18 protein-coding genes are annotated in these 17,693 nt (G+C 47.7%); 8 read left to right on the top strand and 10 right to left on the bottom strand.

The annotated features are described in order from the left end of the window. Positions 1-138: 138 nt before the first annotated feature. Positions 139-348 (top strand): type II toxin-antitoxin system HicB family antitoxin, encoded by a 210-nt coding sequence (locus QT992_RS21580; protein ID WP_293133322.1) that lies wholly within the window; start codon positions 139-141, stop codon positions 346-348. A gap of 2 nt (positions 349-350) precedes the next feature. Then, a complete protein-coding gene (locus QT992_RS21575) occupies positions 351-575 on the top strand; it encodes a type II toxin-antitoxin system HicA family toxin (protein WP_333315400.1) in 225 nt (74 codons plus the stop codon). Between the two features lie 377 nt (positions 576-952). On the opposite strand, the gene QT992_RS21570 is transcribed toward QT992_RS21575, so the two are convergent. From QT992_RS21570 to QT992_RS21545, 6 genes are all read right to left on the bottom strand, one after another. Beyond that, a complete protein-coding gene (locus QT992_RS21570; RefSeq protein WP_333340260.1) occupies positions 953-1,738 on the bottom strand; it encodes a DUF6816 family protein in 786 nt (261 codons plus the stop codon). Between the two features lie 243 nt (positions 1,739-1,981). Further along, positions 1,982-2,386 (bottom strand): ChuX/HutX family heme-like substrate-binding protein, encoded by a 405-nt coding sequence (locus tag QT992_RS21565; RefSeq protein ID WP_333057403.1) that lies wholly within the window; start codon positions 2,384-2,386, stop codon positions 1,982-1,984. A gap of 154 nt (positions 2,387-2,540) precedes the next feature. Beyond that, the gene (locus tag QT992_RS21560; RefSeq protein WP_333246821.1) at positions 2,541-3,494 is read right to left on the bottom strand and encodes a PhoH family protein; all 954 of its coding nucleotides are present in this window, start codon (positions 3,492-3,494) and stop codon (positions 2,541-2,543) included. A 374-nt stretch (positions 3,495-3,868) separates the two neighbouring features. Next, a complete protein-coding gene (locus QT992_RS21555; protein ID WP_333057401.1) occupies positions 3,869-4,372 on the bottom strand; it encodes a KH domain-containing protein in 504 nt (167 codons plus the stop codon). After that, positions 4,344-4,628, bottom strand: a complete 285-nt coding sequence (gene rpsP, locus QT992_RS21550) for a 30S ribosomal protein S16 (protein WP_006633724.1) — start codon at positions 4,626-4,628, stop codon at positions 4,344-4,346. The genes QT992_RS21555 and rpsP overlap by 29 nt, the downstream gene beginning before the upstream one ends. Before the next feature lie 81 nt (positions 4,629-4,709). After that, positions 4,710-6,044 (bottom strand): D-alanyl-D-alanine carboxypeptidase, encoded by a 1,335-nt coding sequence (locus QT992_RS21545; protein WP_333340256.1) that lies wholly within the window; start codon positions 6,042-6,044, stop codon positions 4,710-4,712. A 713-nt stretch (positions 6,045-6,757) separates the two neighbouring features. Between QT992_RS21545 and plsX the strand changes: the two genes are divergently transcribed. The 6 genes from plsX (at position 6,758) to QT992_RS21515 (ending at position 13,163) form a co-directional block, all read left to right on the top strand. Continuing rightward, on the top strand, positions 6,758-7,807 hold the full coding sequence (gene plsX, locus QT992_RS21540; RefSeq protein ID WP_333108170.1) for a phosphate acyltransferase PlsX: 1,050 nt from the start codon (positions 6,758-6,760) through the stop codon (positions 7,805-7,807). Between the two features lie 164 nt (positions 7,808-7,971). Continuing rightward, positions 7,972-8,973, top strand: coding sequence for a beta-ketoacyl-ACP synthase III (locus QT992_RS21535; RefSeq protein WP_333315392.1), 1,002 nt, complete (start codon positions 7,972-7,974; stop codon positions 8,971-8,973). A 504-nt stretch (positions 8,974-9,477) separates the two neighbouring features. Further along, entirely contained in the window at positions 9,478-10,359 is an 882-nt protein-coding gene (gene fabD, locus QT992_RS21530) for an ACP S-malonyltransferase (RefSeq protein WP_333315390.1), read from the top strand. A gap of 244 nt (positions 10,360-10,603) precedes the next feature. Next, positions 10,604-11,317, top strand: a complete 714-nt coding sequence (locus QT992_RS21525; protein WP_333315388.1) for a PspA/IM30 family protein — start codon at positions 10,604-10,606, stop codon at positions 11,315-11,317. 10 nt (positions 11,318-11,327) lie between these two features. Next, a complete protein-coding gene (locus tag QT992_RS21520; RefSeq protein ID WP_333315386.1) occupies positions 11,328-12,269 on the top strand; it encodes a phosphate ABC transporter substrate-binding protein in 942 nt (313 codons plus the stop codon). 255 nt (positions 12,270-12,524) lie between these two features. After that, complete coding sequence (locus QT992_RS21515; RefSeq protein ID WP_333315385.1) at positions 12,525-13,163, top strand: lysophospholipid acyltransferase family protein; 639 nt, start codon at positions 12,525-12,527, stop codon at positions 13,161-13,163. A gap of 238 nt (positions 13,164-13,401) precedes the next feature. On the opposite strand, the gene QT992_RS21510 is transcribed toward QT992_RS21515, so the two are convergent. The 4 genes from QT992_RS21510 to QT992_RS21495 all read right to left on the bottom strand — a co-directional run bounded on the left by QT992_RS21510 (position 13,402) and on the right by QT992_RS21495 (position 17,551). Next, positions 13,402-13,941 carry a GAF domain-containing protein gene (locus tag QT992_RS21510; protein WP_333315383.1) on the bottom strand — a complete coding sequence of 180 codons (540 nt, stop codon included), beginning with the start codon at positions 13,939-13,941 and terminating at the stop codon, positions 13,402-13,404. A 165-nt stretch (positions 13,942-14,106) separates the two neighbouring features. Next, on the bottom strand, positions 14,107-14,697 hold the full coding sequence (locus QT992_RS21505; protein ID WP_333315382.1) for a YdcF family protein: 591 nt from the start codon (positions 14,695-14,697) through the stop codon (positions 14,107-14,109). A gap of 730 nt (positions 14,698-15,427) precedes the next feature. Then, a complete protein-coding gene (locus QT992_RS21500; RefSeq protein WP_333315379.1) occupies positions 15,428-16,258 on the bottom strand; it encodes a GUN4 domain-containing protein in 831 nt (276 codons plus the stop codon). 150 nt (positions 16,259-16,408) lie between these two features. Beyond that, on the bottom strand, positions 16,409-17,551 hold the full coding sequence (locus tag QT992_RS21495) for a hybrid sensor histidine kinase/response regulator (RefSeq protein ID WP_333315378.1): 1,143 nt from the start codon (positions 17,549-17,551) through the stop codon (positions 16,409-16,411). Between the last annotated feature and the right edge of the window lie 142 nt (positions 17,552-17,693).

Here is a 17,693-nt window from a genome sequence, read left to right as displayed (position 1 = left end):
GGAGCCGGATGAGGCGAAAGTTTCATGTCCGGTTCTGAAGGAGAGGTAGGGGTAGAAATGCCCCTATCGACTCTAACAATATTATATAATCTATAAGAGATTACATTTCTTACATTTAACGAATAGAAAGCGAATCTTATGAAAACATTTACCGCTATAATCGAAAAAGATTCTGATACCAAGCTTTACGTTGGTTATATTCCTGGATTTCCTGGGGCGCATTCCCAGGGAGAAACCTTGGATGAGTTACACGAGAATCTGCGTGAGGTAATTGAGATGCTCCTAGAAGATGATACTCTCGTCATTCAGACTGAGTTTATAGGTACACAACAGATTGTGATCCGATAAACATGAGCAATATCCCAGTTCTGAAACCACAGGAAATAGTCCGCATACTAGAGAACCTTGACTTTGTAGAGGTGCGTCAAAAAGGCTCACATAAGCAGTTCCGTCACCAAGATGGGCGAGGAACTACAGTTCCTTTTCATAAAGGGCGTGATATATCACCTCGATTGCTTCAGCGGATTGCAATTGATATTGGCTTTACAGTTGAGGAAATGTTGGAGTCCCGGTGAGTTTACGTGAACTACGTGACTACTTTTTGCCCCAATTGCTGCTGCAAAACTACCGAAATCCGGGAACCGAAACTGCAGGGAAACAAACTCCCGCCAAGGCAAAATGTGAGGGGAAAGCAGGATTTTTTTAATCGCTCTTCTGGACTTCTACATCGATCGCATAAAAGCATTCACCCCATCATATTGATCCGCCATCCGCGAATAAAACTCGATCGATCGCAAATCCAACTCCGGCAACAGTTCACTCTTACTCACCAACTCATATCCCGTTGGACGCAAACAATAAACCGAAATTACCCCATATTACCAAAACCAAACCTCCTGCACACCCACCCGACGATAGATTTCCAGCGTATCAATTCCACCACTCGTCACTGTCACAAGGAAGATGCCCCCACCAACTCCAACCGATATCGGTACAAAGCCACAGGATTCCCCCCAGCCGCAAAATAATCCGGGTCTTGGGGCGACAAATAAATCGCTGTCACCTGATCCGCCTGAATTCTTTTACTCGCAGAATCGCCATTTTTGCCACATCCAACAACTCGATAAGCCGTTGTTGTTTCCACCTCGTTTAAATAAATATCAGACTCCCCCCGAAACACCTGCTGAGAAATCTCTGTAGACACAAACTCGCGAGGATTCCGCGTCTCAGTCCCCCGACTGGTAACAATCGAAATTAATTGGCGTTCCCCTTTCAAAACAGTAATTTGGCGGTTGGGATTGGTCGGATCGACTTTCACCGAAAGTACGCCACGATCGCCTAAATAAGCCTTGGCAATATTCAAACCGTTAAAAGTGCGATCGGCTACAATCTTTTGATCATTTTTAAATGTATAATTAGAAATTAACCCAAGATTTTTTTCAGGTTGAAATCGCACTTTAAATAATACCGGCTGCTGCAAATACTGGCGGTTGCTTTCAAACCCTGGCGTGACAATATTTGGCGCTAAAGGAGCGGCTAAATCTACCAAAGTGCTAGCAACATTCCAATTCCCCGCCATCCAGTCGGGATATACCAAATCTCCCTTAGCTACAGCGATAGGAGGCTTGCTTTCCCAATTGGGAAAACTTGATATGCGATCGCCCAAAACCCCCGCCCTCGCACCGCCACCCCACAGCAGTACCAGCAAAAACAAACAAAAACTCCAAATTACCTTCATACCCACTTACATTCAAACAACTAATTTTCGGTCTCTATTTCTCTTCTCTGCGTTCTCTGCGCCCTCTGCGGTTCATTAATCCAAAAATTAGACAACAAATGAGTCAAACATCATATTTTATACCATTTTCATAAACAGGCAAGATGCCTGTTTCACAAAATTAGATGTTCTGCTTGTGGGGAGTAGGGGTTGGGCAGGAGAACCCGCCCTAATATGCAATTTAAAGGTGGAAAAGCCGATTTTTTAAAGCGCCTCAACAGGTGCAGGTTCCCAAACTTCCCCGTATTTCTCCTTCAATTCGTGCCAATTTTCCACCTGTCCTGGTTCGTATTCCCCCGGCTTTCCCCACTGCAAAAACGCACTCAAAGCAGCCTCATTTTGTTCGTCTAGAAAACGGATTGCATAAGTAGTGAAATTGCCTCTTTTCGCCTCACCCGTTTCAAACTTCACCTGTTTTATTTTGTCCATATTTAGGTGAAACTCAAATATTTCGGCGTGCATATTGGCATATTTACCCTTCGGCAACTCCGCATAAAACAGCTTGTGAATTGAACCGCGCACTTCCAGCACCGCCGCGCTGCTAGTCACGATTAAACGCAGCGTTCCCAATTGTTCGCAAGCTTCCAAGAATTCTTTCAGATTAGGCATAATTTAATTGGGGAATTGGGAATTTGGTATTTGGTATTTGGAATTGGGCATTGGGCATTGGGCATTGGGCATTGGGCATTGATTATTGGTAATTAAAAACAACAACCAATGACTACTGACTACTGACTACTGACTACTGACTAATGACTACTGACTATGTTTCGTGCAGTTCGTAAGCAGCGACAATCCGCTGCACTAGAGGATGTCGCACCACATCCGCCTGAGAGAATTCGCAGAAAGCAATGCCCTCAACGTTGCGTAGAATGTTTTGGGCGACTGACAATCCCGACTGTTGGTTTGGCGGCAAATCTGTTTGAGTGATATCGCCCGTCACTACCATTCTCGATCGAAAGCCCAGACGAGTCAACACCATTTTCATCTGAGCCGGCGTCGTATTTTGAGCTTCGTCCAAAATTACGAAAGCATTGCTGAGAGTGCGCCCCCGCATATAAGCTAAAGGAGCTACTTCGATCAAGCCTCTTTCCATTAAATCGGCCATTTTTTCAGGGTCGATCATTTCTTGCAGGGCGTCGTAAAGCGGGCGCAAATACGGATCGACTTTTTGCTGCAAATCTCCCGGCAAAAACCCTAATTTTTCGCCAGCTTCCACGGCTGGCCTGGTTAAAATCAGCCGTTCGTACTGCTTGCTTAACAGCGCTTGCACGGCGAAAATAGCTGCTAGAAATGTTTTGCCAGTACCAGCGGGGCCAATGCAAAATGTCAGGTCGTGCGTGCGTACTGCTTGGACGTATTGCCGCTGCTTGAAGGTTTTGGCTCTAATTTCTTCGCCGCGGCGGGTTCTGGCGAGAACGTCTCGCTGCAAGTCTTGTAAATCGCCTTGGCGGTTGGTATCCAAAGCTTGGCGCGCCGTCTGGATTTCAACTCCAGTAATATTTTTGCCGGATTTCCAATAGTCGGAGAGCGATCGCACTAATTTATGACACAATTCTACTTGAGTTTTTGTGCCCGAAATCAGCAGTTCTTGCCCTCGCATTACCAGGGTAGCACCGGTTTGCTTAGAGATCATTTTCAGGTTTTCTTCTTGATTACCGGCCAGCGACATTGCACTTTGAGTGCTCGGTAACTCTATTGTTAGTTTTTCATTCATGCCAACATAATCTCCTCCAAATAAGCAATTAAAAGTTAACAACTAAACATTCAACCAGTCACTATTTGCGAACAAAAAGACGCCCGTTACTAGGTTTTACCTAGTATCTAAGGCGTCTTTTAGATTTAGCTCCCAAATGAGTTTGGTGCTTGAGGCACAAATCAAATCTCCCTTCTATTAAGTCAGGCAATTTTAGATTTTAGATTTGAAATTTTAGATTTTAGATGAACCTGATGCCGCTGACATTTGAAATTTAAAATTTTACATTTGTTTCCGATCGCAAAACCGGCAATTTCAAACCAAACGGGGCTTGTAATACAAACTCTACAACAGGCAATCTAAAATCTAAAATTCTTTCGGGGTTCTGCAGTTAGTTAATAACCGGGAGTATTTCTGCTCGTTCTAAACGTAGGTGTGTTAGTACGGCGAGGTTGTTCTCTCGGAGTTCTGCTAGCCAAGGGACTCGGCGACGGAGGCGGCGTCCGGGGTCGGAAGTCGCCTCGCGGCTCCCGCGAGCCACGATCTGGCCGATCGCGATCTGGGCGGTCGCGATCCGGGCGATCGCGATCGCCCCTGGGCGGGCCAGATCCGCGATCGCCCGCTTCACCATCGTATATATCTAAGTAGAGGGACTGACCCGCCGTCTGCGCCACCGCTTCGAGCGTAGTTCTAATTGCCTGAATATTGCGTCCGCCCCTACCGTAAACCCGGCCTTTGTCGGGATCTTCAAAAGCAAGCCTAACCCAGACCCGCGATTGGCGCGGGTGCAGTTCGCAATCAACCCGCAAAGAGCCGGGGGTCTCTAAAAAAGGCCCAATTAAAAACTTAACCAGTCCAGCATAGTTGGGACTAGCTGACTGTTGCTGTGCTGGATTCAACGTTGGCTCCGGCTCCGACTTGTTCAAATACATGGGCTTTTCTCAGGATGTCACGCACGGTGTCAGTTGGCTGAGCGCCTTCTTGCAGGCGCTTGACAATCGCTGGAACATCCAGCCTGGTTTCGTTATTTCTGGGGTTGTAATAGCCGAGCTCTTCTAGGGGACGGCCGTCGCGGCGAGTAGAACTGTTCATCGCTACAATCCGGTAGCTTGTCTCGCGTTTTTTCCCGTATCTCTTCAATCGCAGTTTGATCATCTTCTTGCACAATAGTCTTGTTCCAATTCTAAGCTATTTTGTCAGTGCTCCTTCCCCGAACCCCAACTCAACCCCTATTTCTTAACCTCCGACCAAAATATCGCTACGATTTGCTGCCCCCAAGGCAGGTCTGGCGCCGTCAATGTGCGGTGTAATTGCTACTGGCAAAATCGATGCAGTTCCCCACTGCTGCACCAATTTTTGCAAAAATATATCTTGCTGCGCTCTCAAAGAGTCCCAATCGGTGCCGCGATTAATAATTGCAAACCAAACTAAACCCCGATCGCGCGTGGGTATGGCTCCAGCCAAAGCAATCACCGTGTCCAAAGTACCAGTTTTCACCACAGCCGATCGCGGAATGTGTCGGTATTCCAAAGTTCCTTTATCGCGGCCGGACACCGGAAACAAGTCAGCAACTGTCAGCCCAGTAGTCTGAAGGTTGCGCCCGATCGCCTGCATCATCCCACAAGCCGCCCTCGGAGACATCCGATTTTCCACTCCCAATCCCGAACCGTTAACTAATTGAACTTCCTCCTCCGGCACCCCCGCAGCCCAAGTCGCTTGCTGCTGCACTATTTTTGCCCCGCCCAAATCGTCGGTCAGCATCTGAGCCATTTCATTATCGCTGTGGACGTTCATCTGCTTGAGAATTTCAGCTAAAGGGAGCGATCGGCGTTTCAGCAGCAAACGCCCCGAAGTCACAAATTTCTCAGCAATGACGCTGCCGGCAACCGTTACTTGCGGCTTTCTAGTTCCCGGAGCCATCTTAGAATACATTGCCACCACGTCCGCAGGCCAATTACTACCCTCAAGAGCTTGCCGCAGTATCTCCCCCGCCACCAAAGGATCGGACTGGTAATTCATGCGGAAATTGCCTGTCACCACCAAATTTCCCGCCACGCGCTCGATACCCATTTGATTGAGGGCATTGCCCACGGCGATCGCCTCCTCCCACACAAACAGCGGATCGCCCCCGCCGCTGACCACCAAATCCCCCTGCAATACACCATTCCTAATCGGCCCCGTTCCCCGGAACCGCGTTTCAAACTGATAATCCGCGCCCCAAGTTTCCAGCGACGCCAGAGAAGTTGCAATCTTAGTCAGCGAAGCCCCAGGCATCAGCGTCTTGCCCTGCTGACTTACCAGCGGCATCATTCCCGCTTGCACCCAAATTCCCTGATTGCCCTCAATCAAGTTCTTGTCTTTCAACTCTTTTAAATATTCCCGCACCGTCGCTTCTGCTGGCAAGTCGGGATTTGCCGCATTTATTCGCCCAAAAGCCAAATCTTCGGCCACCACTAACCCGGGTATCCCTCCCCGCCAAGCCAGCACTGACGCAGCATTAGGCGCGGCACTGCCTACTCCAGCCATGTCCAGCCACAGAGACATCATCCCTGAGCTAAATAAATCCAGCATTTTTTACTCCTAAAGTCAATCGATATTAGATTTTAGATTTGAGATTAAAGAATTGAAGAAAGCGCTCCCACTGATAAATCCGGGGGCAAGTGATGAGGATGGGGAGCTTTTTTTTCGCTCCACGGATGAATCCGGGGTTTCCGGACTAAAGTGCTTGCGGTCATGTAAACTATTTCATTGATTTTTTCAAGATGCCGTCAAAAATAGTAAAGTAGTGACAAAACAAGTTCTATCAGAGTAGTCGGAAATAAGAATTGTCCGATCGCCCTAGCGAGCGGATTTTAGTTCTTTATTCAGACTTGTGGATTCAAGATCCTGACCGAAAGACGAGACGCAAGCCCCGGGCTACCGACATGGGGATAAGTCGGTAGCGGTTTCAACCGCCGTGTATAATCAGCACAAGCGAAAAGTGAGTAGGAATAACATAAGAGCGCATTGAAGTACCCTAGTATGGAGCAATCCCAGCAACGGACAGATCCAACTAGATTTGGAATAGTTAAAGGGCAAATAATGGCAGGGTATGGAGCGTTCAAACTTAAACATACGAAGGCCTCAGAAAGTATACGCAATCTCAGCTTTAAGCTGTTTGAGTGAGTAGAGGGATACTTGAATGTCCCGTTGTCGCCTTGATTGGTGGGCAAGAATCCCCCGGCTTTAGACGTGGGGAGGTTCAATTCCTGGTAGAATTTTTAGTGTTTCTCAAACATTGGTCAATGGGATCGACACGCGCAAGAATTGCAATAGACGCTATGGGTGGGGATCATGCCCCCGCCGAAGTTGTAGCTGGAGCGCTTAAGGCACAAGAAGAATTAGGCGTAGAGATTTTGCTTGTGGGCGACCCACAGCAAATAGAAGACTCGCTCCGGCAACAAGACGCGATCGGCCGCGTCTGTACAGGTCAGCTAGAAATCGTTCCTTCTGAAGGAGCGATCGAAATGCACGAAGAACCTTTGAGTGCCCTCAAACGCAAGCCCAACGCTTCGATTAACGTAGCGATGAACTTGGTAAAGCAGCAGCAAGCTGATGCTGTGGTGTCCGCCGGTCACTCCGGCGCGGCAATGGCTGCTGCCCTGCTCAGGTTGGGCCGGCTCCCCGGAATCGATCGCCCTGCGATCGGTGCGGTTTTGCCGACAATGATACCGGGCAGCTCTGTACTCATTCTCGATGTTGGCGCTAATGTGGACTGCCGCCCCAAATTTTTGGAGCAGTTCGCTCTTATGGGAACTATTTACAGCCAGTGCGTGCTGGGTGTCGCCGAACCTAAAATCGGCCTGCTCAACATTGGCGAAGAACCTTCTAAAGGCAACGACGCAGCCGTGCGGACTCACCAGTTATTGGTGGACAACCCGAACATTCCTTTTGTGGGCAATGCCGAAGGCCGCGACGTGCTGTCGGGGAAATTCGACGTGATTGTCTGCGACGGGTTTGTCGGCAACGTGTTGTTGAAGTTTGCGGAAGCAGTGGGCGAAGTCGTAGTCCAGGTGCTTAAGGAAGAGTTGGTCAAAGGACTCCAACATCAAATTAACGACCCTATGCTGCAAAAAAGCTTGCAAGGATTCAAGCAGCGGGTAGACCACGTTGAACACGGCGGCGGTTTGCTGTTGGGCGTTGCTGGAGTTTGCATTATCAGCCACGGTTCGTCTCAAGCTGCTTCAATTTTCAATGCCATTCGTTTGGCGAAGGAGGCTGTTGACAACCAAGTGCTGGAGCGAATTCGATCGTCCAACAACCAAAGCGCTCTGGAACAAGAAGCTGTGAATTAGAGGCAGTAAGTAGGAATTAAAAATTAAAAATGTAAAATTAAAAATGTCAGCTTAAACCAACTGTTTTGCTTAAAAAAAAGTAATTTCAGCAGTTTAAAAAATAATTTTAATTGGTAGTTTTTAATTTTTAATTTCTAGATGGAACAGCGAGTAAATGGAGAGGAATGTTGCAGCAATCAGGGTTCGGCATTGCCGTCACGGGTAGCGGTTCTTGTACACCGCAGGTTTCGCTGGATAATAACGGTTTGAGTCAGATAGTAGAAACGAATGACGAGTGGATTGGCGCGCGGACGGGTATTCGCTCCCGCAGGCTGGCGGACGATCGCACTTCTTTGTGCGATTTAGCCACAGAGGCATCTCAAAAGGCGATCGCAATGGCAGAAATTTCGCCGACAGATATCGATTTAATTATTTTGGCGACTTCCAGTCCTGACGATTTGTTTGGCACGGCCAGTAAAATTCAATATCAGTTGGGCGCGACAAAAGCTGTGGCTTTTGATTTGACAGCAGCTTGTTCGGGCTTTATTTTTGGTTTAGTGACAGCCTCGCAGTTCATTCGGACAGGGGTTTATCAAAATGTTTTGCTGATCGGAGCCGATATTTTATCTCGCTGGGTGAATTGGTCGGATCGGGGTACTTGCATTCTCTTTGGAGACGGTGCAGGTGCGGTGGTATTGCAAGCTTCAGAAGTCGATTCCTTTTTGGGATTTGAAATTCGCAGCGACGGCACACAAAATTCGTCTCTCAATTTGGCTTACAAAGCCGAGTCAAAAGAATTAATTGAGGGCGTCAGCGTCGGAGTTGGCGGATTTCATCCCATCACAATGAACGGTCAAGAAATCTATCGCTTTGCCGTGAGAAAAGTGCCGGAAGTCATTGAAAAAGCTATGTTTCGGGCAAATGTCAGCGCTGCTGAAATTGACTGGCTGTTGTTGCACCAAGCCAATCAGCGGATTCTCGATGCAGTTGCCCAAAGGCTAAAGATTCCCCCCGAAAAAGTAATCAGCAATTTGGCGAATTACGGCAATACCTCAGCGGCTTCAATTCCCCTTGCCTTAGACGAAGCCGTGCGTCTGGGTAAAGTTAAAGCGGGCGATACTATTGCTGCTGCTGGTTTCGGTGCAGGTTTGACTTGGGGGGCGGCGATTTTTCAATGGGGAAGGTAATACCATTTTAGATTTTAGATTTTAGATTTTAGATTGGGAATTACTGAGGAACTATGGGTTTGGAGCTGGTAAAGCAGTTTCATTCTTTTTGGGAACTGGTATAATGTTTGGCGGCTTCAAACTTTGGCTAATGATTGTGGGGAGTGCGACCGTTGCATAATACAAATCCTTTAACAAGCCATACATAGGGCAAGAGGCGCAGCCGTACTGCCTCGGGACAGGAGTTCTTGACAAGCCCGCCCTGAGATTGAAAATCCTCTATTCTTCGATCGACTTTCCCCGGCTTGAAGGTGGAAAATTGTGCTACGGCTATTAATCAAATTAAAGTAGCAAAAAAAATATAAACCTGGTAAAAAAGGCAATTATATGTTAGAATTGTGAGTCGCGAGTAGATAGTTCGTTAACGGAAAGATAGCGGATACCAGCGAGCGAACTTAGAAGCGGGAAAGAAAGAATTTTTGCAATCACCAATTAGCAACCACCAATTAGCAGATTACCGGAAAAATGACTAAAACAGCATGGGTATTTCCCGGACAAGGTTCCCAGGCGATCGGGATGGGTGCAGACTTATTAAACTTGCCAACAGCCAAAGCCAAATTTGAGCTCGCTAAAGAAATTTTAGGTTGGTCTGTCCCGGAAGTTTGCCAAAAAGAAGAAGCACAACTATCTCGGACTCTCTACACTCAGCCTTGCTTGTTCGTAGTAGAAAGTATTTTGGCCGACTTAATGCGAGAAAAAAGCGATCGACCAGCGGTAGTTGCCGGTCACAGTTTAGGAGAATACGTTGCCCTCTACGCAGCAGGCGTCTTTGACTTTGAAACCGGATTGCGCTTAGTCAAACGTCGCGCCGAACTCATGGACACTGCCTCCGGCGGGCAAATGGTGGCTTTGATCGGGTTCGACAGGCAGGAACTAGAATTGCAAATTCAATACAGCCGAGACGTAGTGCTGGCAAATGACAACAGCGAAGCACAAGTCGTGATTTCTGGAACGCCCGCAGCAGTAGAAGATTTGCTTGCCAAAATCAAAGTCAAACGCGCCGTTAAATTGAATGTTTCCGGTGCGTTTCACTCTCCGCTGATGGCATCAGTGGCGGCAGAGTTTCAACTAGCGTTAAAGTCTGCAAGGTTTTCCGATGCTAAAATGCTGGTGCTCTCGAACGCAGAACCGTCAGCCACTACCAGCGCAGCTACTTTAAAGCAGCGCTTGACTCAGCAGATGACCAAAGGCGTGCGCTGGCGAGAAATTTCCCTGCAATTGCCGCAACAGGGAATCGATCGGGTAGTGGAAATTGGCCCCGGCAAAGTTCTCACAGGTTTGATCAAACGGACTTGTCCCGATTTAGCGCTGGTAAATGTTAGCAGTTTTGCAGATTTGCCCGCCTAATCTATTTTTAGCCTGTTATTAAATGGCAGGTTATAAAATTTAGAGTTAATTGGCCCGAAGATTGCCCAACAACGAATCGCACAACAGGCCAATCCGAATATTGCCTGTTGTGCAAATTGGGGATAGACGATCCAGACAGTTAGAAAATATTAATCAAAAATCGAGAAATCGATCGACCTGACGGGGCGATCGCCAAATCCTGATGTAGACTAGGCGTAAAAACCAAGCTTATCTGGATGTTTATATGAAAAAAGTCCTTTACTGGTTGATGGGCGACAAGGCAGGCAGAACCATCGTAGGTGCCTGGAACTGGATGTGGGGACTGCCCGTGGAATCCGGCGGCCAGGTGTCGGTGGCGGTAGCCGAAGAGTCACTGCGATCGATGCAAGAATCAGTGCAAAAGCTAGCAGCAGCAGTCTCCACCCAAGTTGCAGCCTACCAGCGCGCCAAAACGAAATATGAAGAAAAAGTTAGAGAAATGCAAACCGTAGAGCGCCAAGCCCTCACAGCCCAGCGCAACGGCAACGAAGAAGCAGCCCGCTTGGCAATGTCGAAAGTAATTCAGACAGAACAAATTCTGCCGCAGTTAGAAGCCCAAGTAAAACAAGCCGAACAGTACGTCAACGCTTCCAAAGACAAGCTAAATCGAGAGCGGATGAAGCTGGAAGCCTACAAAACCGATATGCAAAATATGAAAGATATGGCAGAGATTAACGAAGCTCTCGGAGCCATATCCAAAGTCAACAACGACCTCAGTATCGATTCAGCTCGATCGCAATTTGAGCAAGCCAAAAACGCCGTCCACGGCCGCAACCTCCAACAGCAAGCTTTAGCAGAAATATCTGAGAATCCCCAAGAAAGACTTCAGGCAGAATTAGACAATATGACCTTAGACGATGAAGTTAATCGCAGGCTACAAATGTTAGACGACTCCAACAACAAAGAACTTCCCAGCTAAGGACAATTTTATGGCTAAGAGCGGGCCTCCCCCCATAGTTTTTATCCTGTTATTTCTCTTGCTAGCCGGTGGCGGTTGGTTCTTTTTTCTCAACAAACCAGCATCGCAAGATGTTAGTAACAATCCCCCCACTCCCACACCCGCAGGCGATGGCGTCCCACTTCCCGTCGCGCCAGTAGTTGGCCGCGCTTCGCCTGTTGCAGCTACTTCCTTTGCGCTTCCAGCTTCTGTTCCTGCGGGTACGGCGGTGAGAATTGACGGTTCCACCAGCATGGTGACAATCAATCAGAACCTCAAGAACGGCTTTGAAGGCAAATTTTCCGGCACGACAGTCGATACCAAAGCGAACGGTTCTGAAAAAGGAATTCAGGATTTGGTGGCGGGAACAGCCGATATTGCAGCGGTATCGCGACCTTTGACGGCTCAAGAACAAGGTCAGGGTTTGGCAGCGGTGCCCGTTGCCCTAGATACGATCGCCCTTGTAGTCGGCATTAACAACCCCTTCAAAGCAGGTTTAACCTCCGCTCAAGTTCAAGCCATCTTCAAGGGAAATGCTCAAGACTGGTCGAAAGTCGGCGGCCCGGCAGGCCCGATTAAAGTGATAAATCGACCCGAAGTTAGCGGCACTCACCAAACGTTTAAAGAACAAGTGCTCGGAGGTGGCGAGTTTGGTAGGACGGCAAATATTACCACGCTCGATCGAGATGCTACAACTCCCCTGCTGCAAGCTTTAGGCAACAACGGCATTGGCTATGCGACTTTCGCTCAAGTAGTCAATCAGAAAACGGTGCGAGTTGTTCCAGTCAACGGTGCGACGACGGATGCTGGTAACTATCCTTACCACCGGCAGTTGTACTACGCCTACAAAAATCCTCCTAGCCAAGCAGTTAAGGATTTCTTGGGCTACGCGACTTCTTCGGAAGGACAGAAAGCTATGCTGGCCGGAAATTGAGCCTTTGTAAAGAATTCGCCAGAATAAATTCTGGCACTACACAAGCTGGCAAAGCGGTTTCAACCGCCGAATCATCTAACAACACGACACGCATAAACACGGATACACTGATGATACTCAACTTAGCCAATTAGCTAAACAGTCCGATCGCTGGGCCTATCCGTGTATCCGTGTCAAAATCCGTGTAGTGCTTCTTTTTTGATTGCTGAACTGATAGGCTAATATTCGATGTAATTTAAAATTTAAGGTTTTTCTGTGAGCAAAAGTCGCGAACCAGTCGAAAGTTTACTTCTCTACTATTTATTCAAATGGTCAATTGTCAGCCCGATGCTGCACCTTTACTTTCGGGGCCGCATCTACGGTGCAGAAAATGTTCCGACAGAAGGGCCACTGGTGGTAGTCAGCAATCACGCCAGCGATTTTGACCCGCCGATTTTGTCGAATTGCATGAGGCGGCCCGTCGCATTTATGGCAAAGGAAGAGTTATTTAAAGTTCCTATTTTGAAGCAGGCAATTACGCTTTACGGTGCTTATCCAGTGAAGCGGGAAAGTGCCGATCGCAGTGCAATTCGCTCGGCTATCAACTCTTTGGAAAATGGCTGGGCGACGGGTGTATTTTTGCAGGGAACTCGCACCCCAGACGGCAGAATTACTGAACCGAAATTAGGTGCTGCGCTGATAGCTGCTAAGGCAAAAGCGCCGCTGTTACCTGTTAGTTTGTGGGGAACTCACGCGATTTCGTCGAAAGGTTCGGGAATCCCGCGTCCGGTGCCGCTGACGGTGCGAATTGGCAAGCTAATTGAAGCGCCCGGTTCGTCGGATCGCGAGGAGTTGCAAGCGTTGACTCAAAGATGTGCAACGGAAATTAATGCGATGCACGATTTGGGGCGTTAAATTGCGGTAATATTATGTCCGGTTAATTAGTTATCATAAGAGTGCGAGCGTCTCGCTCGCGAGCTAGAAGCCTGCACGCGAGCTAGAAGCTCGCACGCGAGCTAGAAGCCTGCACGCGAGCTAGAAGCTCGCACGCGAGCTAGAAGCTCGCACGCGAGCTAGAAGCTCGCACGCGAGCTAGAAGCTCGCACTAAACAATAAATATAAGCGAGCGCTCGGACTTGATATAATCAGACGCTCAGATTTCTGCTTTAGCAGCGGTTACATAAGCGACAGCTAAAGGCGAAATTTTTTTTGTAACTGCTGCGATAACTTGGCGATCGAAGTCAGTCCAAACTCTAGGGCGATCGAACATACAAGGCTGCAAAACCCCCCACAATAAGCCGTCAGAACAAAGGTGAGCGTGAATCAAAGCTCGATGCCCGAACTCTTTTGCCTCAAAATTTTTGTTGACTACTTCAGGATTTGCTGTTTCAACATCCTCAACAAAAATCGAAGGTTCAGTTCGCAAAGCTGCTGCAAACAAAGGGTCTTCTTCCCCTAAAGATTCTGGTTCTTTTTTCCATTCCGCGTCCCCAATCTCTGGAAAGTTCGAGTTGCGACGCCAGCAGTAAGGTACTCTGCCTCTTTGCGTTTCAGGATTGCGGAGGTAGAGAAAGACCCGATCGCAATTTAACACCTCGCCTAAAGCCGGCACCAAAGCCGAAAAAACAGCATCCGGCGTTTTGCTGTCACTCAAAATTTTATCCAGAACTTGCGGCAGAATTTGGTCGGTCATTAACTTTAGCTTTTGAAGTTCATCTCTTAATTTTAAACTACTCCTTCTCTTCTTTTACGAATTTGTCATCAGCGTCTTCGCGGTTCGTTAAATCGCTAGAGGAGACAAGTTTTAAAACCAGAGGGAATGGAAAAAAATTAAAACTTGCTCAATGCTTTCCTTTGTTTATTCCATTCTGGCTTGGCTGAAGTTAGCACCTGTATAACCGGTTGTCAGCCAAAGAATAGCCCTAGCGCCGTCGCGAACAGCTTTTTCCATTGGTTCGGGGGTTCGCCCAGACGGAACTGCGACAGGCTTAAAACTAATGCCTCGACTGCCGAGCACGATTTCGCCGATAATCTGAGCTCGCCGCATATGATCGTCAGAAGTGATCAGATACACGCTCTCAATCCCTCTAGCTTTCAATTCATCTACCAGCGTAGTAAAATTTGTTACCGTATCCACTGCTCTGTAGTCTAAGTGCACGCGATCGGACTCAATTCCAGCTTCTGAAAACACCCATTCCGCGAACTCAGGATTGCTGCCAGACGACACCCAAATTGGCAATTCAGGGTGATCCAGAGCAAATTTGGCCGCAAACACCTCTCGCTCCGTAGCCCCACCTAGAACTAACAAAGCTTGGGGTCTCTGAAATTCGCTCTTAACCTCCTGATAGCCAAACCAACACGCCATCAAAAGCCCTACTAGGAACCAAAAACTGCGTGAAGTATTCAAAGGCTGGTAACGCCGCGTGTTTGAATTGATTCTTAACCACATCTAAACCTATAAAAATTTTATGTAACTCACAAAGGAACCATAGCAAAAAATACCGCACGTACAGCCCACTAACAGGAATTAAAAATTAAAATTTAAAAAAGGGTCGGGGGATCATAGATTTGAGATTTGAGATTTGAGATTTTAGATTGACTCTACGCTGGTGGTGGGGCTTAAACAGGTGATTTTAGATTTCAGATTTCAGATTTGAGATTTCAGATGGATTCTATAGAGGTTCTGGGTAAGTCCTCGTCTTCCAGCAAGTATTCGTCTGTGGGCGAATTCGTTAGCGGATATGCAAAAAAGAGAGGCAAAACTTAGGCTTACCCCTCCTGCTGTTAATTTTTCTTGGTTTTTAACGGGACTGGCCGGGTTCGAACCGGCGACCTAGCGCTTCAGATTTGTGTGAGTTTCCCCACTCTCTGGACTATACCTTCACCATAGGCTTGCAGCCTTTAGGTGGTGACCGTCTAGTCTCTAAACCTTCCTGATTTCAATATAGGCGATTGTTTAATCGCCCTGAACTCAGGCTTGGCTTGGTATTGCCTTAGAGTCATAGGAATCCACGAACTCTTTAGGTTTCACCAAATTTGACCACATTCACTCCCAGAGTTTCCTCGCAGGGTGCCCGATTCTTCAGGAGGCGCTTGCTCTATCCATCTGAGCCACAGCCCCAGTTGCTAAACCGTTTTGATTATAGCAGTTAATGTCGATTTTGATTTTTTTTTGATGATTACCGATCGCCAGTTGCGAGTTTGGCAGCGATGCGGGCAAAGTTTTCGGCTGCGGTGAGTTTACCAGCACCGTAACAGGCGCGCTGTCTCCATGCGGTGACGGGGAGATGGCCGGGGGGAGCATCTTCGTTGAAGGAGAGCTCGCTGTAATATTTCCAATTTTCCTTGACTCTCCAGCCGACTCGATCGCAAAATTCAGTATAATTTGCCTCGGTACTTTCCCAAATCTGCTGCTGCACGCTCAACCCGAACCGCCCGCTGCTGTATTGTTGCCAAAGTTTGTCGATCGTGCGAAGGTCTGTAGGAGGAAAACTGTCAATATCGGCTGCACTCAGCCACCCTTCGTCTTCCCTGACAGCGATTTGCAGCAAGATTTCCCAAGTGTGTTCATCAGCTTTGCGCCATTTTCCAGTTTCTAATAGCTTTGTCAGTTGGCGGTAGTCCATCCCCACTTCGGAGATAGCCGGAGTTGTCGCAGGTATAGCGCCGATTTTGTCTTCCAGCCGCAGTAGAGTGCTGACAATCAATTCGGGGTTTAGTTGTTCGAGGCGGTACAGAACCCATTCTAACTGAGATTGCAGGTATGTGCGGGCGATCGCACCTTGCTGCAATTCCCCATGCAACTCATCAAATTTAGCTGACCAATTTTGTTGAGTGCGGGCCAATTCCCACATTTGTTTGGCCCACTGCAATCTAACTTGTTCTTTTTTTAAATAAGTTTTGGAAGGCTTAGCACGTTGCGGGTAGGGAGTCAAATCCCAGCCGCAAATCGAGCAAAACTCTGCTTTTTCTTCTATGTATTCAGCACCGCACACTGGACAGTTAGACATATTGCCATAAATTCGGTTGCGAAGTAATTATATGACATCTGGTAAATTAACCCTAATTCGATTAGGTACGCACTTTGCACCCTACCCTTACAGTGTATCTGTACTAATGTTCGCTTTTGGCACCCCAAAGTTAGGGTGAATTATACTGTTCTAACAAGGCAAGCGAATACTAAACAAACTGCCTTTGCCCAGCTCTGATTTTACGTCAATCGTGCCGCGGTGAGCTTCGACTATTTGGCGGCACAGGTGTAGTCCCAAACCTGTGCTGGATTTCTTGTGAGTTCCCGAGCTAAACCTTTCAAATAACTTTGCTTGTTCGGTGGGAGAAATGCCGGCGCCGGTGTCTTTGATTTCCATGATTACCCATGCCAGCGGTTGGTTTTTGAAGCTCGTATAAGCAGGTGAATTGGCAGCTTTTAAGCTGACATCTATTGAGCCGTTGTCGGTGAATTTTATCGCATTTCCGATGAGATTTGTCAGCAAGCGGTGCAGCTCCAGACGATCGCCCGGATACTTCGCAATCGGTGCACTTTCTGCACTTTCTGTCAAGTCTAAATTTATCGACAAACCTTTAGCATCCGCTAGGGGAGCTAGTTCTTCAGCTACTTCTGTAATAAGCTGGCGCAAGTCCACGGGAGCGAAACTTAGGGATTTGCGGCCTGCTTCGTAGCGATATACTTCCAGCAACATATTTACCATCGTGATGAGGTTTTTGTTGCTGCGAACCATCGTCCCGAAAGCGTCGCGCATGGGAAGCGAAATTTCTCCCAAAGCTCCCTGCTGCATTAAACTTAGCATTCGATCGGCTGCTACCAGGGGCGTCCGCAAGTCGTGAGCGAGTCGGGAGACAAAATCTTCGCGCTGGAGGGCGATCGAATTGCGCTCGTCTACGCTGTGTTTTAGCCGCAGGAGCGATCGTACCCTCGCCAGCAGTTCGTCCATTTCGACTGGTTTGCGGATGAAATCGTCTGCTCCCATGTCCAATCCCTGCACTACGCTGGCACTGTCGTGAGCAGTGATCAGCAAAATCGGCATAAAGGGCAATTCCTTATTTTCTCGGATTCGTTTAGTGACTTCGTAACCATCCATTCCCGGCATCATCACGTCTAGCAGTACCAAATCCGGGGCTGACTTGTCAATTTGACTCAAGGCCGAAAAGCCGTTTTCTGCCGTGCTAATTTCGTAACCTTCTTCTTCTAGGATTGTCTGCACCAACAAAACATTATCTGGTGCGTCGTCTACCACCAGAATACGATCGGCTTTTGTGGCATTAGGAACAGATAAATAACTCATTTAATTGTTAGCCTGGAAATAAATACTAACTTTAATATGGCATCCGATTTATGTTTTCACATTTTTCCACTTCTTAACTCTGTCATAAGGAATATATCAAAAGTTTATCAAATCTTTTTACTTTTGATCGCTCGGATGTAAT

This window comes from Microcoleus sp. T3_D1 (assembly GCF_036700405.1).
Taxonomy (GTDB): Bacteria; Cyanobacteriota; Cyanobacteriia; order Cyanobacteriales; family Microcoleaceae; genus Microcoleus.
Note: the sequence above shows the minus strand (reverse complement) of the source record. Positions and strands in the feature narration are given on the sequence as shown.